Here is a 22754-nt window from a genome sequence, read left to right as displayed (position 1 = left end):
ATGGTGTCGTCACTTCAATTCGGTTAGAGCAGTTTTTTGGCACACTTTAGAAGAAATTGCCGCACGCGATAACATGAGTATTAATCAGATGATTTGTAAACTGTATCGCGAATCCCTGCAAGCAAAACATGACGTGAGCAATTTCACCTCTTTTTTAAGAGTTTGTTGCTCACGTTATCTCGCGCTGATCGCCAATGGCGAGATCTGTCGTGATCTTAGCCAACCATTGGCGAGTGTTGATGTACAGCAAGTGCTCAACCGTGAGCAAAGCCGGTACTTTTCAAATTAAAAGCTGTAATTAATCCCAGCATAATAACGGCGGCCTGAATAACTAGTATTAAGTAGCCTCGCATCGGTATCTTTACCCAAACGTGTTACCGACTCCGATTGCGTTAAGTTAATTACCGCTGCGGTAAAGCTTAAGTTATCGGTAACGTTATATGCTGCATTTACATCTACTTGCTGGTATGGGTCTTGGTAGACATTTAAACCACTGTTAATACCGAGCACCGTTTCACCTCGTTTATTGTACGAAGCGCGAATGTTAAAACTATCCCCTTCATAATAAACGGAGGTGTTATATTGATATTCAGCACTGCCTATTAATGGCGACTCTGCTAACTTTTCACCTGCAACTGTTACATCGGCCTGATTGGTGTTGTTATACGTGTAGTTTGCGTAAATACCAAAGCCATTATCAAAGGCGTGTTGAATAAACACTTCCACCCCTTTTGATACCGCATCAGTACCATTACCTACGGTGCTATACGGGGAAATGCTAATAGTACCAGCATCAACAAGACCTGCTTGCCCTGCAAATTCACGCTGTGAATCAATCACCAGTGGCACGATAAAGTTATCGACCTGTTTATGAAATAACGCTACACCTAATGCAGAGCCTGGCGCGTAGTAATACTCAAGAGATAAATCGGCTTGTACTGACTCAAACGCTTTTAAATTTTTATTGCCACCACTGCCACTAAATCCGGGTTGTTCATTAAAAGCGGCGCGATCATCTGCCCATTCGTCCGACACATAAGTAATACGCTGTTGACTACCCAAATCGCCGTAATCGGGGCGCGACATCACTTTAGCAAGCGCACCACGGATCACCACATCATCACTGGCATCCCACGCAATATTTAAACTCGGCAATACGTGGGTGTCTGTTGTTTGCTGGGTGATCAACTGGTATTGCTCAACTAAACGATCATCACCGGTGATTTGCTCGCCCGTTTCGTCATCGGTTTCATCCAATAAAAAGGTATAGAGATCGGTTGAAGCACTGCTAGTCTTGGTTTGTACAACCCGCACACCAAAATTACCGCGTATATCTCTGTATTCAAAATCACCTTGTAAATAAAACGCACTGATCTGCTCGGCAATATCATAGACAAAGTTATCTTCAATTCGAGTATACGGCACGTAGTTGCTGTAAATATAATCGCGATATTTATGCCAATTAATAGTTGGCATTAAATTGATATTAAAGCCACCAGCAATATTGCTTTCACCTTCCACATTAAACACATCTTGTGCCTGTGGCATACCATTATTCCATTGATAGCTATCAAATTGCGTGATACCCCCTGCGCTTGCCTCGCCTGCGGCAATATCAAAACTCGGATCAAGGAAAAAGTTGTTGCCCGTTTCGCGATGCAGTGATGCATCACGGTATTTTGCACCAGTGCGAATGGTGGTCAATATGCCCCAATCAACATAAAAATCAACGTCGCCTTGGTAGTACTTTTCTTCTAAGGTGCTACGTACAAAACTTGAGTTCGATGATCCTGCATCACGACCTCCGCCAACACCTGCGAGTAAGTTATTGAGTGTATTTGGGTCTATCAGCATCGAAATACGGTCATCACTGATTGACCAAGCGGCACTTTGCGAGGCGTTCTCAATATTACTTTGCCCCTCACCCGCGTTTGAGCTTTTATACGCTGCTTGCCAACTTTCTTTTGGCCCGCCTTTAGCTTTAGTTTTACCGACGACAAAGCGTGCTGTAAAGTTGTCGCCTTCGTAGCTTAAGTTAAAATCAAAAGTATCAGAGGTTGACTCTTCATCCACATAACTGCCGCGCAACCACGGCAATTGCATATCTTTTTCAACGCCACTGGCCATGGCACTATAGTCCATGCCATTGACAATTGTGCCACTTTCATCAAGTGTAATACCTGTTAAAAAGTCAGGATTTAACGCCCATTCCGGCATATCAACAACCGAGTCGCTGCGTTGTTGCTTTAAACTAAAGCCAAAGTAATTAAAACCTAGTTCAATGCGATTAGTTGGTCGCCACTGAGTCGAAAACTGCACGCCTTCACGTTCACGTTTTTCATTCACAACAGAGCTGCGCACCACCTGCGGAAACCACATATTCTCATAACGTTGCCCGTTGGCATCAGTCACTGCGCCCCAGTCATTACTGTTATCAACCTCGTTGCCATTTATATCAACGGCTTGCTGGCCTGTGTAACGCCAAACATTGGCATCTGTGCCACCAGAGAGCGTACGGTTGGTGCGCTCTTGACGGGTATAGCCAAGTAAAAAACCAAAGCTATCGCTATCGTTTTTCCATGAATACAAACCAGTAAACTGAGGTTCATAATCTTCCGTTACATCTGCATAAGTACTTTCAACATTAAAAACGCCCGAATTAGCATCCATATCCAGTGGTTTGCGGCTATGCATTAACACTGTACCACCGACGCCACCTTCATCTAGTCGCGCTTCAGGTGATTTAAATACTTCAACGCTTGCGATCATCGCTGATGGGAGTAAAGCATAATCAAATGAACGAGATGGCTCCCCTGGTGAGGAGGCAATAAAATTACCATTTAACTGCGTGTAAGTAAGATCAGACGATAAACCACGAATACTTACCGTTGATCCTTCACCGCCGTCACGTTCAATCACTACACCCGGCACACGGGCTAGTGAATCAGCCACGTTTTTATCCAGGAATTTACCAATGTCTTCAGCGGTAATGGCATCAACCACAGAACTCGATAAACGCTTCACCGCTAAGTTTTCAGCCATGCTAGAGCGAATACCTCGCACTTCAATCACTTCTATATCTTTTTCTGTTTGAGTGCCTGTTAATTGCTCGGCAGCCGCCGCATTCATTGCACTAAAAACCGACAAACTAATAACTGAAAAACGCAGCGATGCTGCTAAAGGCGAGTAACACGTTGAGGTTGACATTGAATGTACGAGTCCATTACTGGTTAACAATTGTAAAGGCGGCAATTGTACACAGCCAGACTTAATGGATTGTTAACCACAACTTACAAGTAACTGAATAAGCGAGCAAATAACCACCTCATAAATAGCCTTGCTCGCACCTAAATAACAGAGCTCGATAGGTTAATTACTCAAGCCTTGCATCCATAAGGTTACTAACTGCTGAGCACAAATACCTAGCGCTGGGGTCTCATTAGTGTCAGCTGCTGTAGTAAAAATTTTCTGCGCAACTTGCCGACCAACAAGTTGAGAGGCTGAGGTTTTATCTATACGTTGTTGATAAAAAGCCGTTAAGGCGTGCTCTAAATCATCATACTTTTCTAACACCCGTACAAGATGCAAAGCATCTTCTAGCGCCTGACATGCCCCCTGCCCTGAAGTAGGTAAAGGAGCATGAGCCGCATCTCCCATAATCAGTACGTTACCTTGATGCCAATATGGCAAACGGTCAATATCGTGCACAAATATTCGTTTCAGTGAGTTTTCATCATAAGACTTAAGCACCTGCTGTACTGCATCTGGCCAAGTTAAAAAGCGTTGGTGCATTTCTTCATACCAAGCAGATAGCGGCCGCGCTTTATCAATATTTGCACTCCAACCCGCAGCCCAATAACAAAGGTCTGCTTTAACAGGCACAATACCAAAGCGCTCGCCACGGCCGCGAAAATCATGGATCACGTTATCTAAAGTGCCCGGTTTTAACTGGCTAATAGCAATAATATTAATAAACCCCTGATACTGAGGAGTGATTTTTTCAGCATATAAGAATTGCCTTACCACCGAGTTCATCCGCCCATCAGCACCCACAACTAAATCAAAATCTTGTTTTAGTTGAGCAATCTCTGATACGGTTATTGCGCTGTTAAAATGTATGTTTGCTCCTAAATCAGCTAATGTGCGGCCCAACACACTCATAAGATCACGGCGCAATATACTGATACTAGAAAAACCACTGAGTGTATTTACTTTTGCAATATCAAATTCACTTTGCACCGTGCCATGCTGATCACACAGACGCATAAACAAAGGCATACCGCCCAGCGCTTGGATATGTTTATCCAAGCCCATTTGCTGTAACACAAACATTGCATTCGGCCATAACGTTACCCCGGCACCTATAGAAGAAATCTCACTATCGCGCTCAAATATGCTCACCTGATAACCTTTTCGTGCTGCAAGAATGGCCAGCGCTATTCCCCCGATGCCCGCACCCACAATGGCAATTCGCTTGCTGTTCATATTCTTTACCTCAATAATTAACTGAATAACCATTATCACAAAGTCATTTTTTAAGATAAATTAGTAATAATTGCGTTATTAATCCCATATTTTGAGTTAATTAATGATTGATAAAATCGAACTTCAGTGGTTACTCAGCTTTCAGTGCGTATATGAACAACTGAGCTTTAAACTCGCAGCCGAACAACTGCAATTGCCTACATCTAATGTTAGCCGCCATGTCGCGTTATTAGAGAAGCAACTTAATTTAAGGTTATTACAACGTACCACCCGAAAAATGATTGCAACGGTTGCAGGAAAACAACTTTATCAATCTATCACCCCACTGATACAAGCAATGAATGACTCGCTAGAAGAGGTGTCTGTGTATGGTGATTCTCTTGCCAGGCACCTTAAAATCATCATGCCTGATCTGCCTTTTTTAGCCGAAATAAGCGCAGAGTTTTGCTCTGTGCATCCACAAATACAACTAAGTTGCGATACGCAATTAAATCCAACCGAAGGCTTGTTAGAGGGATTTGATCTGGTGCTACGCTTTGGCCGTGGGCCATTGGACGATTCAGGTTGGATTGCTAAAGAACTGCTGCGCTGGCCCAGTTGCATTGTTGGCGCGCCACAACTGATAAACAATGCGCCACCGCCTCGCTCGCTAGATGAGTTAAGTAAAGTTCCTTGTATTACTAGCTTATCAGTACTGCAAGGTATGCCTTGGCGTTTTAAACAACAACAAGCAGTGCAAGTAAAATCTAATTTTAAAGTAAACAGTGGCAACATGGCCAAAGCCGCTGCACTAAAAGGGCTCGGCTATGCCATTTTACCCATTCATGCATGCCAAGAAGATATAGACAACGGCTCATTGATCAATATTAAACTCGACCATGAACCAGAAGATCTGGTGTTATACGCATTTTATGCAGGCAGAAAATACCCGCTAGAAAAGGTAAAAGTATTTTTAGAATTCTTAAAGTCTAAATGCATTGAGCTTACCTAAGATATCAATGCAGTTAGAATTAGATGTACAAGTAAGCTAGAAGAAGGAAAGTATTAGCCCTCATACTCTGGTTTGCTAAAGATAACTTTTAAAACTCAAATCATCGAGGCGTTTAACCTCTGTCCAAAAAGTAATAAATGGTTTGATTATCCTCACCACAGGGCAATTAATCATTTACTAATTAATTGCCCTGTGCGACGAATAGAAATCATCCCATTTTTTGTATATAGTCGATTGCCGTCATTTTTTTATATGTGATGTTTCCAATTGAGAACGCCACAGGATCAGGATCTACAATTTCAACTAGCTTGTTATACTCTGCTGCTATCTGAAGCGCCATATTGGTAATGTGCCAACATTAAAAGAGGTACCAATAAACACCATTTTATCTGCATTAAGCATGCGTTGTTTAGCTTCACGAAAACGGTAAAGCTCAGTGTAGTATTCATCAAATAACAACACATACGGTTTAAACGAACGGTTCACCTTCGGATTTTTGTTTTCAATGTTAAACAGCTCCAATAACGAATCGTTTAAGCGGCTTTCATCAACTTTATACCATGGTGCGGCTATTGGTTCTGGCAAACCATTTTTTTGATAGAGAGTCATTTGATCAAGGCGACCATGAATAGCGATGTAGTTTTTGTTACCCGCTTTGCCATCAAGCCCATCAATATTTTGGGTGTTCACATTTTTATCACTAAGCCATTTATGTACTTCATTTGGCCCATAATCTCTATAAGTCGTAAATCGATGGTAATACCACGCTAAAAATTCGTGAGGATTAAATTTATACATCGCGCGAGTGGCCATTTTCATCGGTGTATAATTTTTACTGCCAATGGTCCAATAACCGTCTTGCCCCTCAAAGTCGGTATGTCACTGGCTGCACTTACACCTGCGCCAGTGATATATAATATCGTCATAAATAATCCTGTTTAATTGTAAGATTTACGACTCGTTATTGCAGCGTTTAGAACCCTGTTGATTTCTAGCCAGTAAGTTAATTTGTGTAATTGCGCATTCCATTTTAATTCGTGCTGAGCTATTGGCTGAATGAACGGCTATTGTCGGTGGTACAAAACCATCAATAAACACTGCCCGCTCAATCCAAAGTAAAACGTCATAGCCAGTGCCTTTATTATCATTTCCTAAATCATGATCAAGGCTGAGCTGTTTTACTTTGCCGCTCTTCAAAAATGCAATCACTTCGTCAGGCCAATAGGCTCGTAACCAACCGGCTGGTGCTTCTCTTTCATCATCTAAATATACATTCATAGGTTTATCTCACTGAAAAATGTATTCAGACTCTGAAAGCAATAACTAACAACCCTTTAAGCTATATAATAATAGTTATTTTTCAGATGGTGCTGGAACTTGATTACGTATAAACGCTGGTATGTCAAAAATATCAGAAGTTTGGGGTTTAGAAATTACAGCTTCTGGCTTTTTTAGTTCACTATTAGGCGCTTTATCATTAGGTTCAACAAGCATCTTAGCGCTTGCGCCAGTTGCTATGATCAACAGCTCATAATTAGTTGCTAAGCTCTCAATTTTAGACACACCACAGATCACTAACGCATTAGGGCTAACTTGCTGGCGAACCGTGTCGGTGATGAGATTATAACTACCCAGTGAAATCTCATCTTTACAGTTTACTTGCACAATAACGCCGGTACTTGATGACATATCAACTTGGTTAACCAGCGGATTATTAAGCGCCCCATCAAGCGCGTTTGCAAGTTCATCTTCAAGATCGCACTTGCCTACACCTAATACGGCATCGCCTTGGCAATCCATAATTTTAGCAAAGTCGTTTAAATCAACGTTAATCAAACCTTGATAACACAGCATATCGATTAACGATTTTATTAATGAATGCAATATTTGGTTGCTGTGTTTAAAGGCATCAAACAAGCCAACATCATTACCTAACACTTCAATAAGTTGATCATTAGGTAACGTGATCACCGCATTAGCATACTCTTTTAAGGTATTCAGCCCTGCTTGCGCTATGTTGCTTCTAAACTGCCCCTCACTGCTAAAAGGCAATGTCGCTACAAATATCACTGGTTTATTTTGCTCACGCGCAAGCTGCGCTATAAATGGGCTTGCGCCAGTGCCGGTGCCACCACCAAGCCCTGTTGCACACAATAAAATATCGCAGCTATTTATTAATACTAACAGTTGCTCTTTACTCTCTTGAGCAGCCTGCAGGCCAACCTCAGGATCGGCCCCAGCGCCATAACCATGAGTTAACTCAGCACCGATAAGCACGGCATCATCACTTTGTGTATGTTCGAGCACCACTTTATCGGTATTAACACTAAATAACTTAGCCTGCTTACTCTCTCGCTGCTCATAAATACTATTTAACGTATTACAGCCGCAGCCACCAATACCAAATACACCAATAGATAAACCATCTTGCTGCTCAATTAATTGAAACATAACCACTCCTTTCATCTTTAAAAGAAGCATAGCAAACAGGTGCGTCAATTTTTGACGCACCCAGACTAGCTAAGGTCATTAGAGGTAGTTTGTAGTAGCAGCTTTAAGCTTTGTAATGATTCTTTTTCGGATACGCTCAGGTTTTATGACCTCGAGCCAATGAGCACATTTAAATAGCTCATCGTTTAGTTGCTCGGTATCAATAGTTTGGTAGGTGAGTAATACGCTTTTATCATTAATATGTTGTTTGTCAGTCAGCTCGCCAAGTTCAATAAAACCTTGATTAACCGCCGAATGGTTAGGTACTTTCACAACTATCTCAATCGCTTTTTGCGTCATACCTTTATTAATCGCACTGCGCAACGACTTTAGCTGCTCAGTGCTTGGCTCACGTCGTGTTTTTTGCAGTACCTTTACATTACGAATACGGTAAACCGGCATTTGATAGCATTTATCGTGAAGTTGCCCCACCATAAACTGCGCCATCAACACACCGCCTTGCTCCACCAAATTATAAAAACTCAACTCAGCAAACTTTAACCAATGTGCCTCATCGTAAAGCACCCTATAAAGCTCAGCACTCACTGCACGCTTATGCTTAATCGCATGCTCAATTTGCGCCACTAACTGAGTATCAATATTCACTTTTAACGAAGGCTTAGGCTGGGTTGAAAGCCAGTCAGGCACATGCCCATTAAAACGCTTAAGCGCTTGCTCGGCTTTAATGCGTACAGACTGTTTAACCTCACTCGGTACAGATTGCGGTAATAACTGCTCCAACAACAAATAATGCTCAGCCACTTCACTGCTCATTATTTTAGCGCTACCACCTCGCCACTGCGCATTGATAGACCAGCCATACGGTTTACTCCGCATGTCTTTTTCAAGCCCAAAGCAACCTTGTTCGAATAGCGATTGCAGGTCGCGTTGGAGCATGCGGGTTGAAATCTCCAACCCACGTTTAATCAGTTTTTGCAGTAGCTGTTGAGTCGAGATAGAGCTTGGCGCTATTGGCACAAGCTCTAAAATTGATAAATGGCGGTGTGAATTCATTAATAAACTTTCATATCAAGATTCAAAGTTATATTTGTCTCGATGGTGCTCCATATACTTTTGCGTTTCTGGGTGCATGTTAAGTTGCATACTTTTATCAATCGATAACTTATTTAAATCTGATTCACTTATAGAGTCAGCTATCATGATAAAACCTTCTGAATCAAAGCTAATCAAACCTCTATCAAATAGTGCATCTAAATGTGCTGAAAGCAACAAACCGTTAAACGGGTCTGTCCTTTCACTATCTTCAGCATCGCGCCAAGCTTTGATATGTGAAGCTCGAAGTAAATCTCTACATTTTATACCTGTTAGTGCGCAGCCTTTCCAAATATCATCTAAAGCTGCTCTATATCTCCCTTGCCCTATTCTTGCTTTTATAAGCGAATCTTTTTCTGTTTTGCTAAACCCCTTAGCTTGAGCTATTTTATTGATGAAGCTAGTCAATAAGATTTTTGATTCTTTAGAAAAATTAACCTCGCTATTACAAGATAAAGGAGTTAATAAGTTTGTAGCAATCACTTCCATCAAACGTCTATAATTGTTTTTATTATCAATACCAACTTTAAATTTCAGAGTCAGCCGACTAAGTTCTGGCTTTCTTTGGCATTGTTCAAAACCTAACCTATCGGGTATGTTCTGTTTATTTAAGAGAGTAGCAACTACTACACATTCTTTCAAATTACAACTAATCCCCAATCTTGGTCCAACAGAATCCCTACCAAATTTAAAAATATTATTATTATACCAGCCATATTCAAAGTCAGGATTACGGTACGGCTCACAAAACTCCAGTATTTCTTTTACTAGTAGAAAAACTTTAGGGTTGTCCTGTAACCATTTTTTAGTGTTTTCTTTTCCTGATAAATCCGGTGTTCTTTTTTTACCCATAACATTAATCTCTCTTAATAAATTTAACAAAATTAAATTTTTTATAAATAGCTAATTTTAAAACTACAAAACAAATCCGATTTTTTGCTTCCCACCTTCTTTTAAATCGTTTTGTTCTTGTAAGATTGATAACATTCGCTCTTGAGTTATTCGTTTCTTTGAAAATTTCATTTGCCTTTTTACAATCGCAAAGTCACCTGGTGTTAACTTCGACAGTTTGAATAGCTTATGCATTAGGTCCTTCTTTAACACCCCTTGGCCCAATGTATCTTTAAATAATTGCTTAGCTTGAACCGAAGTTAAGTAGGTTAAATTTAAATTAAAATCAAATCGCCTCATTACCGCTTTATCTAAGTTTTTAGCAAAGTTAGTCGCAGCAAAAAGTGGGAGTTGAAATTGCTCCATCTGGCATAATAATTCATTAACTGTTTGTACCTCCCAATTTGCCGTTGCTTGTTCACGGCTACACAACAAGCTATCAGCTTCATCAATAAATATTGCACTTCCTTCTTGTGTAGCTTGTTTAAATAGTTGAGCAATGTTTTGCTCATTTTCGCCAACCCACTTGCTTAGTAAGTCAGATGCTTTGATCGAAATAAGTTTAAAGTCAGCTTTTTCGCATAAATAATTCACAAAGGCTGTTTTACCTGTGCCTGGCGGGCCAGTTAGCAATGTACGTGAACTTGAATACTCTATTACAGCCTCTTCCACCTGTTCGAGTGATGCATACTCAGACTCTACGTTTACCATTTGTGGATTAAACTTTTGCGCTGCTTGATAAGTTAATTCATATGTTGAAAAGCCGCATGCAGTTAAGGTGTCTTGAATATTCTCTTCAATACATTCACGTGCTTCTTGAGCTTTAAACCCACATAACCTCGCTACATGTACTGCTTTAGCAATATGAGCTGGCAGCAAATTCTTTTGAGCAGCTAACTGACTTATAAAGCTGTTACCAACACTCAAGCCTTTAACATATTTGCCAATCATTTTTTCTTTAGTTGCTTTGTTTAGCTCAGGAATTTCGTAAACAATATTAAATCGTCTAATAACGCTCTGTGGTAAATCCTCTAAATGGTTGGTGATCCAAATACTCACTACCGGATGATTTTCAATATAAGTATGAAGTAGCTCCTTTGAGAAGCTTTTAGAGAATAAATCACGCTCAAAAATGTTTTCACACTCATCCAGTAACAATATTGACTTTTTACGTTTTGCTACCAGCTTACTCACCACATTAAAGTGTTCTAAACGCAGCTCAGAGCTTGCGCTTCGACTATCGAGCTCGTTCGTTGGGTTTATTAAGTTGCTACCTTTAGCTTGCACCTTAAGCAACTGCGAGTCACACGCTTGCGCTAAATATTTCGCCAATGAAGTTTTACCCGAACCTGGCACACCATAAAATAAAATACTCAATGGTTGTCCACCGGTCTTAGTCGCATTTTGTGTAGCTTTTAGTAAAGTATTTAAATCTAAGTGCGATAAATCAGCAGCGCTAAGTTCAGAAGCTTCACAGGCAGTGACCAAGTTAGATAAAATATCACTTTCACTATTTAACTTACCCTCGAGCAGGCTTTTAGCAATTGCGTTTGGTAATATTAAAAACTCATCTTCCCCAGCAAATATCTCCATATCCATTGAATACATGCCAGATTCAATAATTAACCCAATTTGCTTGTTAAGCAGTGCCTCATCAATACTAAGCACGTAAGCTATTTTTTCTAAAATAACGCTCGCGTAATCGTCACGTAAGTATTCAACAAGTTCGCGCAATGGTTTACTGAGCGTCATACAGCACGAAAAAATAACTAAAGGAGTAACCACTTTTGGCAGTGAAAACGCTTTACAAAATATATACACATTTTTTTGTATCGTTTTTGACATTGTGTTGATTGCTAAATGATCTAATCTCGAGGTCAAATCATCAACATCTAAGCCCTGTAAATTTGTATAGCTGAAACCAGAAATGCTACATAAAGCCTTTTTAAATAGCTTATCTTGCCAAAGCTCTTCTGTGTCGAACTCTTCTAATAATTCAGTGGTAAAGTGTGCCACAATACGTTTTAATTGAGGGGTTGTGTTCATGCTATGTACCTAGTTGTTTGTAATCAATGGATACATAGTAGCAAGGCAAAAAATTTTGAGACCACGTAACAATAAAACTAAATTTACAATATAAAACAACAACTTAAAAACATAAAAACGACTGAAATTTAATTTTTTAAATGATTTTTGACTTTAAGCTCTATAACAACTTGTTATATATGATGTTTATTGTCTAATTTGAAGATGTAAAATTAACTAATAGCTCTAAAAGGCACGTGTGAGGATTTATATGGAAATATTGAATAAAAAACCAGGTTCATCTGATAATCCTATTATCATAAAGAATAAACATCAAAACATAGAGTTATCTAAAGAGTATGCACGCCGTGGGGAGTTATATATCCATCGCACTTTTCTACAAAAATCTACAAAACATAACTACGGTGATGAATTTGCATTTGATAAGGCGCCAGAAGGAGACGAACATTTTGCTTTAAATGTAATCTCCAACCCTAATTTACAGCCACTTGATATTAAAATAGCCTTAGCCTTATTTGAAATACTTGAATGGCGTCACAAAGCTGAAGGCATGGTTTACTTATGTACCTCAAAAGAGTTAGACCTCGAAAACTATGGTGAATTCGGGGAGGATATTGTTTTTAGCGATGGATTTGAGAGAGAAATAGACCCCACCCCCTTGCCGACCAATTATCTGCGTTATTTAAAACTTCAATTTCTACCGACGCTTTAAATAAAGTACTTAACCGCTTGGATAGCTTCCACTATATAAACGTAACCCCAGTTACAATGGCAAATTCAAAACTCGCTAAACCAGAACAAAAGGCTAGTAAGAATAAAGCTTATTTAAAGCTAATTGAAATTAACGAAATGATGGATACAAAAAACCTCACCAATATTTGGGTTGTAAATAAGGAATTAAAATGAATAAACATAATTATTGCCGCAGAATTATGGAAGTGTACGGTGTTATTGTCGACTTTGAAGGGAATATTGCTAGAACTAATGTACCAGGCCCTATAGATGAAAATGAAACACTTAAAGGTTGGACTAATCGAGTTTTAGGTGATGACGTTGATGATGTCTCATTTAGTTTGCAGCACACTTATGCACCACAAACTAGAATGAGCACTATTATTGATGACTCCCATGATGCTGCACAGCAAGCCAAAAAGATACTAAAGAACACAGTTAAAAATAAAACTGACCGCTTGAAGGAAGAGCTGGAGCAGGAATCTTTAAAACACCAGAAAAAATTAAAAAGCTTTTAGCTAAGCAAAAAGCTAAAAAAGAAATCCCCTTAGAAGTGTCCTCCCCAAAAGCCGATGATTTAGATCTTGAAGAAGTTTATGGCTTAGCAAAAGATTTAACTCTGCATCCAATAACTGAGCAATTAATAGACTCCGCATTTAATCGTGAAAGTTTAACTCCTGAAGAGTTAATCTTAAATTTAGTGATGTCGTTAAACTTACGTGTAGATGAACTCGATAAACTCAGAGACCTTAATCCTTAATATCGACTTATAGAGTTAGCATTGTTGACTATAAACCCAATCTCCTCTTGCTTATTTAGCTAATTTATATAAATTAGCTAAATACTCTTCTCAAAGTACACTCTTATGAACGAGCAAGTGATATTCGATAATATCAAAACAGCGTTAAACAACGCGCCACGCAATCAGTTTACTGTCGAAATGCACCTACAAATGATTAAATACGCTGATAATCTAAAAAGCATAACCGCTAAAGAATTTTGCCAAGGTGTAGGGTTAAAAGACAGTTTCGGCACTGAATTTTCAAAAATGCGCAACCTCACTCAACGACTCAAAGCCGCAGGCTTAAGCACCGACTTGCTCTAATAACGCTTTCACAAGGATTAAACGAAACTCCAATGGCTATTAAAAAAACAGAACTCTATTCATCTCTTTGGGCAAGTTGTGACGAACTACGTGGTGGTATGGATGCCAGCCAATATAAAGACTACGTACTGACTATGTTATTTATGAAGTACGTAAGCGACAAATTTAAAGGCGACCCTTACGGCATGATAGTCGTACCAAAAGGTGCAAGCTACGACGATATGATTGCCGCTAAAGGCGATAAAGAAATTGGCGATAAAATTAATAAAATCATTTCAGCCCTTGCTGAAGAAAACGACCTTAAGGGCGTGATTGATGTGGCCGACTTTAACGATGAAGACAAGTTAGGTAAAGGCAAAGAGATGATCGACCGCCTCACTAAATTAGTCGGCATCTTTCAAGGGCTCGACCTATCCGCCAACCGCGCCGCTGGCGATGACTTATTAGGTGATGCTTACGAGTATTTAATGCGCCACTTTGCTACCGAGTCAGGTAAATCCAAAGGGCAGTTTTATACCCCCTCAGAAGTCTCGCAAATTTTGGCCAAAGTGGTAGGAATAACAAAAGATACCCCGCAAGATGCCACCGCATACGACCCAACTTCTGGCTCAGGCTCGTTATTATTAAAAGCCAGTGACGAAGCACCCCGAGGGCTGTCTATTTACGGGCAAGAAATGGATAACGCGACTAGCGCACTCGCTCGTATGAACATGATATTGCACAACAATACAACGGCTAAAATTTTCAAGGGTAATACGCTTTCAGAACCACACTGGAAAGATGCAGATGGCCAACTTAAAACTTTTGATTTTGCAGTCGCTAATCCACCTTTTTCTAACAAAAACTGGACTAGCGGCTTAACGCCGGAAAACGATTTATATAACCGTTTTACGTGGGGCATACCACCAGAAAAAAACGGCGACTACACCTTTTTACTACATATTATTAAAAGTTTAAAAAGTACAGGTAAAGGGGCAGTAATATTACCACACGGAGTATTATTCCGTGGTAATGCCGAAGCCACCATTCGAGAAAACCTAATCAAGCAAGGTTACATCAAAGGCATTATTGGCTTACCCGCTAACCTGTTCTACGGTACGGGTATTCCTGCTTGTATTATCGTGATCGACAAAGAACACGCGCAAAAAGCGGTTACTAATTTTACTGAAGACGATAAAAATCTACCGACCATTGAAGGTCGCTCTATTTTTATGATTGATGCTTCCAAAGGCTTTATTAAAGACGGCAATAAAAACCGCCTGCGCAGCCAAGACATTCATAAAGTTGTTGATGTATTTAACAAAGGTTTACAGCTTGAACGCTTTAGCCGTTTAGTACCTCTTGACGAAATCGCCAAAAATCATTACAACCTTAATATTCCGCGTTATATTGACTCATCTGAGCCAGAAGATTTACACGATTTAAGCGCTCATCTGCAAGGCGGTATTCCTAACCGTGATATTGATGCCCTTGAGCATTACTGGCAGGTATTTCCAAGTATTCGAGCAACTTTATTCAAGCCAGCGCCTGACCCTAAACGAAGCGGTTACAGCCTCTGTATGCTGGAAGCCAGCCAAGTTAAAAGCAGCATTCTTGCGCATCAAGAATTTAAAGACTTTGCCAGCCGCAGCTTATTGCCATTTAAAAATTGGATACCAGAAGCTAATTTAAAAGAGATTAAAGTAGGCGATAATCCAAAAGACTTTATCTTTAATATTTCAGAAAACTTGCTTAGCGCCTATGCCAATAGCGAACTACTCAGTAAATACGATATTTACCAAATACTAATGGATTATTGGGCTGATACCCTACAAGATGATGTTTATGTAATAGCGCAAGACGATTGGCAAGCAGGTAATACCTTACGGGAGTTAATCGCTAAAAAAGGCGAAAAGCTTAAAGAAACACCTGATTTAATTATCAATAAAACAAAGTACAAAGCTGAGCTCATTCCGCCAAGCTTAATAATTGCTCGTTATTTTGCCGATAAACAAGCCAAAGTTGATGCGCTACAAGCCAAGCAAGATGAAGCAACTCAGTCCCTTGAAAACTATATCGAGGAGAATGCTGGCGAAGATGGTTTATTAGTTGAAGCACTCAACGATAAAGACAAAATCACCAAAGCCAGCGTTGCTGCAAGAGCCAAACTGGCAACTGACATTGATGAAGTTAAAGCGCTGAAACAAGCAACCAAGCTATTTAATGCTGAAGCTGCTGCTAAAAAATCGGTGAAAGAAGCGCAAGAGGCTTTGGATTTAGCCGTATTTAACCAATATCCAAAACTGACTATTGATGAAATCAAAACCCTGATTGTTGATGATAAATGGTTAGCAACTCTGCAAGCCAATATTATTAGTGAGATTGAACGTGTCACTCAACAAATGGCAAACCGTGTTAAAGAATTGGAAGAACGATACAGCACGCCATTACCAACACTCAGCAAATCAGTCGATGAACTTAATGACAAAGTCGCAGGTCACTTAAAAGCAATGGGCTTGGAGTGGTCAGTATGAGTGCTTTAATGCAAGCAATACCTGAAGGTTTTAAGCAAACAGAGGTTGGAATCATTCCTGAGGATTGGAATGCAGCACCATTACACGAAGTTTGTAGCTTTGGAGGAGGAACAACTCCACCGAGATCACAACACGATAGGTATTTCGTTGGTGGTAACAATAACTGGATTAAGACTACCGATCTTAATAACTCATTACTTGAGATATCTGAAGAGCAAATTACTGATTTAGCTATAGCAGAAACAGGACTTAAAAAACATCCAGTTGGTAGTGTGTTGGTAGCTATGTATGGAGGTTTTAATCAAATAGGTCGCACAGGCTATATCACTCAACCTTCATCCATAAACCAAGCATTAGTTGCTGTAAAGCCTAAACCTAAAAAGCTGCACTCGTATTATTTATTGTCTGAATTAAATTACAATGTTGATTATTGGAAAGGTGTTGCTAGCAGTAGCCGAAAAGACCCTAATATTACCAGCAATGACGTCAAAAATTACAAAATTGCTCTACCGTCCGTAGAAGAACAAACCGCCATTGCCAATGCCTTGTCCGATGTTGATGCGCTATTAACGGAATTGGAAAAGCTGATCGCCAAAAAACAAGCAATTAAAACCGCCACCATGCAGCAACTGCTGACAGGCAAAACCCGTCTACCTCAATTTGCCACTTACACCGAAGGTGAAAAGCAAGGCCAGCCAAAAGACACAAAACCCTGTGAACTAGGTGAAATCCCTGAGGATTGGGATGTTGTTTCTTTTGGTGAACTATTTGAGCAATCTATATCAAGAAAGTCCTTAAAAGCTGATATGACGACTACCTTTATCAGTATGCAAGATGTGAGTGAAAGTGCTCGATTGATCAAGCAGACGCCCGTCAAAATTAGTAAAGTTAAGTCTGGTTTTACATATTTTGAACGTGATGATGTTTTAGTTGCCAAAATTACTCCTTGTTTTGAGAATGGAAAAGGTTGCCATACCAAACAATTAGATACGGAGCATGGCTTCGGTAGTACTGAATTTCATGTGTTAAGAGCAAAGTTAAATGCTGATTCAGATTTTATATATTTTTGGACAACAAGAGAGATATTTAGACAAGAGTTAGAAAGTGAAATGGTAGGAAGCGCAGGTCATCGAAGAGTTCCATTTTCAGCACTCCAAAACTATAAGATTCCTTGCCCAGACTCAAAAGAAGAACAAACCGCCATCGCCACTATTCTCTCAGATATGGATAACGAAATCCAAACCCTTGAACAGCGCTTGACGAAAACGCGCCAAATCAAACAAGGCATGATGCAACAGCTACTCACAGGCCGCACAAGATTGCCATTTAAAAAACTTGAGACTAAACAGGATGGAGGTAGCTGATGCCGACAGAACAAAGCCTTGCCCAGCTGCGAGCTCTGTTAAAAGAGTTATGCCATTTACCCGATGAAACCGAATGGGTGGAATTTAAGCATAATGTTGATGTGATTAAAATTGGCGAATATATCTCTGCACTCGCAAACTCAGCCGCGCTACTTGGCAAGCAAACTGCGTACTTAGTTTATGGTGTAGATGATAAGACCCATGATGTAATTGGTACGAACTTTAAACCTTCAACTCAAAAGCATAAAGGGCAAGAGCTAGAGAGCTGGTTGTTACAAAAAACCGCACCCAAAATACATTTTCAGTTTTACGAATTTAGCCATGTTAACGATTTACCTGTTGTTATTTTGGAGGTGCAGGCAGCAGCGCATACACCTGTGCAATTTGATGGTACAGAGTTTATTCGTATTGGCTCTTACAAAAAAAACTACGTGAATACCCCGAAAAAGAACGTGCGTTATGGCGCGTATTTGATAACACCCCGTTTGAGCAACAATTAGCAGCAGAAAATTGCAATGTTGAAGAAGTGCTAAAGCTTATAGACTACCCCTCTTATTTTGACTTAGTTAATTTGCCTCTACCTGAAGGTCGCGAAGGGATTTTAAACGCACTTGAAGCTGATAAACTCATTAGTGCAACGCAAGCGGGTAAATGGCATATTACCAATTTAGGGGCGATATTATTTGCTAAAAAGCTGCAAGATTTTCAGCATCTAGCTCGCAAAGCCGTACGGTTAGTACAGTATAAAGGGAATAGCCGAGTAGAAACAGTACGAGAACTCGAAGGTAATAAAGGCTATGCCGTTGGCTTCGAAGGACTTATAGATTATTTAAAGACCCTACTGCCTTCTAATGAAGAAATTGGCAAAGCATTTCGTAAAGAAGTACCTATGTATCCAGAGCTAGCGATACGCGAATTAGCGGCTAACGCTATTATTCATCAAGATTTTTCGTTAACAGGCACAGGACCTATGGTTGAGCTATTCGATACGCGCATGGAAATAACCAACCCTGGTATTCCGCTAGTTGATACAGACCGATTTTTAGATTCTCCACCCAGAAGCCGTAACGAAGCGCTAGCGTCTTTTATGCGCCGTATTAATATTTGTGAAGAGCGCGGTACGGGTATTGATAAAGTTATTTTTCAAACTGAGTTATATCAATTACCTGCCCCTTTATTTGAAGTAACAGAGCACCATACTCGTTCTGTTTTATTTGGTCATAGGGAGTTTGCTGAAATGGACAAAGAAGATCGTATTCGTGCCTGTTATCAGCATTGTTGTTTAAAGCATGTAAACAGAGAGCATATGAATAATAAGTCGCTACGCGAGCGCTTTGCTATTGCAGAAAAGAATAGCGCAATGGTAAGCAGAATAATAAAGGATACAGTCCATGCGGGCTTAATTAAACCTTATGATGCCGATGCAGGAACCAAAGCAATGCGCTACGTACCACACTGGTATTAATTTGCTTGACCGTTGCTTGACTAGAGAATCAATTAAGTGATTTTATAAAGCAAAAAAACATAACAAGCTGTAATTTATAAACTTTATTTAAATCAATTTGCTTGATTACTTTATAAATAAAGAGTTTTAATAATCTAAAATGTGAAGTTGAAATAATAACTATGACAGGAAAACTTAATAAGGACATTATATCGGTTAGCACATTACTCAAAAAGAGTAATTTAGCTATACCTAACTATCAACGCCCTTACAAATGGACACAAGCTAACCTTGCTGATTTGCTCGGCGATTTAAAAATTTATAGAGGTAAATTAGCTTACCGCCTTGGATCTATTGTATTTCATAAACATTCAGAAAAAAACAAGAAACGCTCGACATTGTTGATGGGCAGCAACGTACGCTCACACTTGTGCTATTGGTAAAAGCCTTGCTAGATGAACGGCTCAATACAAGTGACTCCAATGCACAAATTAAACGTCAAGATGTAAAAACATTGCTGCTCTCACTTGAGCAACCAATTAATAATTTTTTACAACGTCAAACCTTTAATAGTGATATATCGCATCGTAATTTACATCAAAATTTTATGGCAGCTAAACGCGCGGTAGCACGAAATGATTTTACCGAGGCCGATATTGAGTTTTTATTGAAACGCTGTGAAGTGGTTACTTTTGTACTTAATGATGTATCTGAAGCCTTTCAGTTTTTTGATTCACAAAATGCTAGAGGCCGAGATTTAGATCCGCACGATTTGTTAAAAGCCTTTCATTTACGTGAGTTTTCAGACGCTGAAACCGAATTAAAAGCCGATTCTGTACGCCATTGGGAAAGCTTAGAGAGCGGACAGCTAGCACGATTGTTTGCTAACTACTTATTTCGTATTCGCAACTGGGCACAAGGGAAATCGGCACTGTATTTTAACAAATCACAAGTGGGATTATTTAAAGGGGTAAATCTTGACCAGGTTGGACTTTACCCATATGTAGAACCACTTCGCATTTCCCATCACTTTGTTGATGACTATAACGCGCAATATCAGCGCCATATTGATCATCAACGTATGCGTTTTCCTTTCCACCTTGATCAAATGATTATAAACGGTAGGCGCTTTTTTGAAATGACGAGTCATTATCAGCAAAAAATTGCTGAGATAGTGAGCGATGAACGTAATAGCAAAAATAACGACCCTAAGCAGCTTATTCGCATATTAGATAACGAACTAGAACCACGTGCTTGTAAGATTTTATACACACTTAACAGCTACAGTTCACGTACACGAACAGGTGATGGCTATATACGTAATCTATTTGATTGCGCGGTGATTTTTTATTTAGATAAGTTTGGCTCACATGAGCTATCTCAAGCCATAGAAAAGCTGTTTATTTGGGCTTATAGCTGCCGCTTGAAAATGCAGGTTGTTGGTATTGAGCGCATGAATAAACATGCACTCACCCATAATGTGTTTGAGCGTATAAAACAAGCAGTACAACCAAGTGATGTATTAAATTGGCCTTTACCAACATTGAAAAAGTCTGAATGTAATGGAACTAAGCTTACCGAGATCGCTAATCTGTTTGAGGAAATGAAGTACTATGAATAATGTCCAAGCACTCAAGGTGCAAAGCAGTAATGTCAATGCGAACAATCAGATACATAGTTACAACGTTAAAGGGTTATTAAGTGATACTAACCGATATTTAGTCCCTATGTATCAACGTAATTATGCATGGGGTGAAGGCGAAATTAATCAATTGATTCAAGATGTGTTGGATTATCAGGAAAATAAACCAAATCAAACCTATTATATTGGTACATTGGTGGTGTTTAAGCGCAAAGATGACAGCTATGAAGTCATAGATGGTCAGCAGCGCTTTACGACCCTTACCTTATTGTCTTTTGCGCTTAAACGTATGGTCACTAAGTATCAAACCTTTGATATGGATTGGTATGACGTAGTAAATCTCAGTTTTGAAAGTCGTCAGAAGTCATCTGACACTTTTGCAAGTTTGATTCAGGGCGTTGCTTTAGAGCACCTAAACACAGATGACTATAATTTAGATGTAATTAATGGTTATACATTACTTGAAAAGGGCTTATTAGCGCTTGGAGCTAAGCTAGAAGGGTTTTGCTCTTACTTATTCGATAAAGTAGAAATTACTCGTGTTTGTGTACCAGCAGATACCGATTTGAATCATTACTTTGAGGTAATGAATAATCGTGGTGAACAGCTTGAAAAGCATGAAGTGATTAAAGCAAGATTGATGTCGGTGCTAACCGATGACAATGATAAAAAATTATTAAGTAAGGTCTGGGACGCTACCGCTAATATGGAACGTTACATTCAGTATGGTTTTAACACAGATGAGCGCCACTGCATATTTGGTAAAGACGACTGGGGGCAATTTACGCCAATAAATTATGCTGATTTAGCTGCGTGTATTGAAAGCGTAGCCAAAACAAAACAGAGCGGAAAAGTTGAAAGCGCCTCTCTTTCGCTAAATGACATGTTAGCCAAGCCACCACCGTCGTCTTTAGGGACAGATATTACGCTTACACCTGAGCGCTTTAATAGCGTGATTAACTTTTCAAACTTCTTACTTCATGTGTTACGAGTTTTAACAAAACAAGACATCGCATTAGACGATAAGCGCTTACTAGAACAGTTTGATAGATATTTAAAAGACAGCAACAATAAAGTTAAAGCAGTAAAAGACTTCGTTTATGCATTATTAAAGTGCAAATACCTTTTTGACCAATTCATCATCAAACGTGAATTTAGTGACGGTAAAGATAAATGGAGCTTAAAGCGTCTGCATTTTTATAATACAAAAAGCCAAAGCTATATAAACACTTTTGGTGGCAGTAATGAACTAGATGATGAAGATGGCTTTAAGGGAGAAAACCGAGTATGCCTAATGTTGCTGTCGGCTTTTCATGTTTCCACTCCGACTTTGGTTTATAAGCATTGGCTCAATGCTGCTCTTTATTATTTATACAACGCAGAAGAAATTGATTTTAAAGATTACTTGAAGCACCTAAGGCGGGTAGCTAAACGCTTTATATTTGACCGTTTTCTCTCTCACCAAGAGGGTAAAACGTACTTTGAAAATGATTTATAAGTCGAAATCAAACGACTATCCAAAAAATTTAACCGCAAATGATATTAATATTGATAAGCTGTGTTTTGGGAAAATAGAGAATAACTTTGTTTTTAACTATCTTGATTATTTGCTTTGGCGAAAAAAACGTAATTCAACAGCTATTATTTCTGAGTTCGAATTTACATTTAGAAGCTCTGTTGAGCACTTTTATCCGCAACATCCAATGAATGACTTCGAACCACTTAAAGGTGGTTCGCTTCATGAGTTCGGTAACTTGTGCTTAATAAGTCATAGTAAAAATTCACGTTTAAGTAATTTCCCCTAAAACAAAACTTAATCATTTTACCGCTGGGTTAAAGAAAAATCAGATCGATAGCCTAAAGCTATATGAAATGCTACAACTAATGGAGCAAGACGATAGCTGGGAAGAAGCCCAAATAATAAAGCATGGACAAGAAATGCTGTCTATTTTATGTGGTTCAACAAAAACAAAAAAGAAAACGCAAACAAGGAAGTAG

21 protein-coding genes and 2 pseudogenes are annotated in these 22754 nt (G+C 39.4%); 15 read left to right on the top strand and 8 right to left on the bottom strand.

Translation table 11 applies throughout. The features are described from left to right. The first annotated feature begins 73 nt into the window (after positions 1–73). Positions 74–289, top strand: a complete 216-nt coding sequence (locus tag P4S61_RS19060; protein WP_337118983.1) for a ribbon-helix-helix domain-containing protein — start codon at positions 74–76, stop codon at positions 287–289. Here the strand turns inward: P4S61_RS19060 and P4S61_RS19055 are convergent. Beyond that, on the bottom strand, positions 286–3207 hold the full coding sequence (locus tag P4S61_RS19055; protein WP_337118982.1) for a TonB-dependent receptor: 2922 nt from the start codon (positions 3205–3207) through the stop codon (positions 286–288). The genes P4S61_RS19060 and P4S61_RS19055 overlap by 4 nt on opposite strands. Positions 3208–3369: 162 nt before the next feature. Beyond that, complete coding sequence (locus tag P4S61_RS19050) at positions 3370–4485, bottom strand: FAD-dependent monooxygenase (protein ID WP_337118981.1); 1116 nt, start codon at positions 4483–4485, stop codon at positions 3370–3372. Between the two features lie 103 nt (positions 4486–4588). Between P4S61_RS19050 and P4S61_RS19045 the strand changes: the two genes are divergently transcribed. After that, positions 4589–5476: a LysR family transcriptional regulator gene (locus P4S61_RS19045; protein ID WP_337118980.1), complete on the top strand. Its 888-nt coding sequence runs from the start codon at positions 4589–4591 to the stop codon at positions 5474–5476. Positions 5477–5684: 208 nt separating this feature from the next. Here the strand turns inward: P4S61_RS19045 and P4S61_RS19040 are convergent. From P4S61_RS19040 to P4S61_RS19015, 6 genes and pseudogenes are all read right to left on the bottom strand, one after another. Beyond that, a pseudogene (locus P4S61_RS19040) lies at positions 5685–6402 on the bottom strand (SIR2 family NAD-dependent protein deacylase). A gap of 25 nt (positions 6403–6427) precedes the next feature. Further along, positions 6428–6754 carry a cyclic-phosphate processing receiver domain-containing protein gene (locus P4S61_RS19035; RefSeq protein WP_337118979.1) on the bottom strand — a complete coding sequence of 109 codons (327 nt, stop codon included), beginning with the start codon at positions 6752–6754 and terminating at the stop codon, positions 6428–6430. 75 nt (positions 6755–6829) lie between these two features. Further along, complete coding sequence (locus P4S61_RS19030) at positions 6830–7927, bottom strand: cell division protein FtsZ (protein ID WP_337118978.1); 1098 nt, start codon at positions 7925–7927, stop codon at positions 6830–6832. 78 nt (positions 7928–8005) lie between these two features. Further along, positions 8006–8980 (bottom strand): helix-turn-helix transcriptional regulator, encoded by a 975-nt coding sequence (locus P4S61_RS19025; RefSeq protein ID WP_337118977.1) that lies wholly within the window; start codon positions 8978–8980, stop codon positions 8006–8008. 15 nt (positions 8981–8995) lie between these two features. Continuing rightward, positions 8996–9871, bottom strand: coding sequence for an HNH endonuclease (locus tag P4S61_RS19020; protein WP_337118976.1), 876 nt, complete (start codon positions 9869–9871; stop codon positions 8996–8998). A 63-nt stretch (positions 9872–9934) separates the two neighbouring features. Then, positions 9935–11956 (bottom strand): AAA family ATPase, encoded by a 2022-nt coding sequence (locus P4S61_RS19015; protein WP_337118975.1) that lies wholly within the window; start codon positions 11954–11956, stop codon positions 9935–9937. 250 nt (positions 11957–12206) lie between these two features. Here P4S61_RS19015 and P4S61_RS19010 point away from each other — a divergent pair, with 250 nt between their 5' ends. The 13 genes and pseudogenes from P4S61_RS19010 (at position 12207) to P4S61_RS18950 (ending at position 22754) form a co-directional block, all read left to right on the top strand. Beyond that, on the top strand, positions 12207–12668 hold the full coding sequence (locus tag P4S61_RS19010; RefSeq protein WP_337118974.1) for a hypothetical protein: 462 nt from the start codon (positions 12207–12209) through the stop codon (positions 12666–12668). 190 nt (positions 12669–12858) lie between these two features. Next, positions 12859–13206, top strand: coding sequence for a hypothetical protein (locus tag P4S61_RS19005; RefSeq protein WP_337118973.1), 348 nt, complete (start codon positions 12859–12861; stop codon positions 13204–13206). 35 nt (positions 13207–13241) lie between these two features. Then, positions 13242–13448: a hypothetical protein gene (locus tag P4S61_RS19000; protein ID WP_337118972.1), complete on the top strand. Its 207-nt coding sequence runs from the start codon at positions 13242–13244 to the stop codon at positions 13446–13448. Between the two features lie 105 nt (positions 13449–13553). Further along, entirely contained in the window at positions 13554–13793 is a 240-nt protein-coding gene (locus P4S61_RS18995; RefSeq protein ID WP_024611833.1) for an HTH-like domain-containing protein, read from the top strand. Positions 13794–13825: 32 nt separating this feature from the next. After that, entirely contained in the window at positions 13826–16306 is a 2481-nt protein-coding gene (locus P4S61_RS18990; protein ID WP_337118971.1) for a type I restriction-modification system subunit M, read from the top strand. After that, positions 16303–17670 (top strand): restriction endonuclease subunit S, encoded by a 1368-nt coding sequence (locus tag P4S61_RS18985; protein WP_337118970.1) that lies wholly within the window; start codon positions 16303–16305, stop codon positions 17668–17670. Before P4S61_RS18990 ends, P4S61_RS18985 begins: the two co-directional genes overlap by 4 nt. Further along, a complete protein-coding gene (locus P4S61_RS18980) occupies positions 17670–18170 on the top strand; it encodes an AlbA family DNA-binding domain-containing protein (RefSeq protein ID WP_337118969.1) in 501 nt (166 codons plus the stop codon). Before P4S61_RS18985 ends, P4S61_RS18980 begins: the two co-directional genes overlap by 1 nt. Before the next feature lie 26 nt (positions 18171–18196). Continuing rightward, positions 18197–19135, top strand: a complete 939-nt coding sequence (locus P4S61_RS18975; protein ID WP_337118968.1) for an ATP-binding protein — start codon at positions 18197–18199, stop codon at positions 19133–19135. Between the two features lie 161 nt (positions 19136–19296). Continuing rightward, positions 19297–19844: pseudogene (locus P4S61_RS23035) on the top strand (DUF262 domain-containing protein); the annotation flags it as partial. 42 nt (positions 19845–19886) lie between these two features. Next, the gene (locus tag P4S61_RS18965) at positions 19887–20735 is read left to right on the top strand and encodes a DUF7834 domain-containing protein (RefSeq protein WP_442961617.1); all 849 of its coding nucleotides are present in this window, start codon (positions 19887–19889) and stop codon (positions 20733–20735) included. Continuing rightward, a complete protein-coding gene (locus P4S61_RS18960; protein ID WP_337118965.1) occupies positions 20728–22254 on the top strand; it encodes a DUF262 domain-containing protein in 1527 nt (508 codons plus the stop codon). Before P4S61_RS18965 ends, P4S61_RS18960 begins: the two co-directional genes overlap by 8 nt. Beyond that, on the top strand, positions 22244–22561 hold the full coding sequence (locus P4S61_RS18955) for a GmrSD restriction endonuclease domain-containing protein (RefSeq protein WP_337118964.1): 318 nt from the start codon (positions 22244–22246) through the stop codon (positions 22559–22561). Before P4S61_RS18960 ends, P4S61_RS18955 begins: the two co-directional genes overlap by 11 nt. A gap of 67 nt (positions 22562–22628) precedes the next feature. Beyond that, complete coding sequence (locus P4S61_RS18950; protein WP_337118963.1) at positions 22629–22754, top strand: hypothetical protein; 126 nt, start codon at positions 22629–22631, stop codon at positions 22752–22754.

The organism is Pseudoalteromonas sp. B160, assembly GCF_037162485.1.
GTDB lineage: Bacteria > Pseudomonadota > Gammaproteobacteria > Enterobacterales > Alteromonadaceae > Pseudoalteromonas > Pseudoalteromonas rhizosphaerae.
The sequence above is the reverse complement of the archived record's forward strand: the minus strand, read 5'-3'. Positions and strand labels throughout refer to the sequence as shown.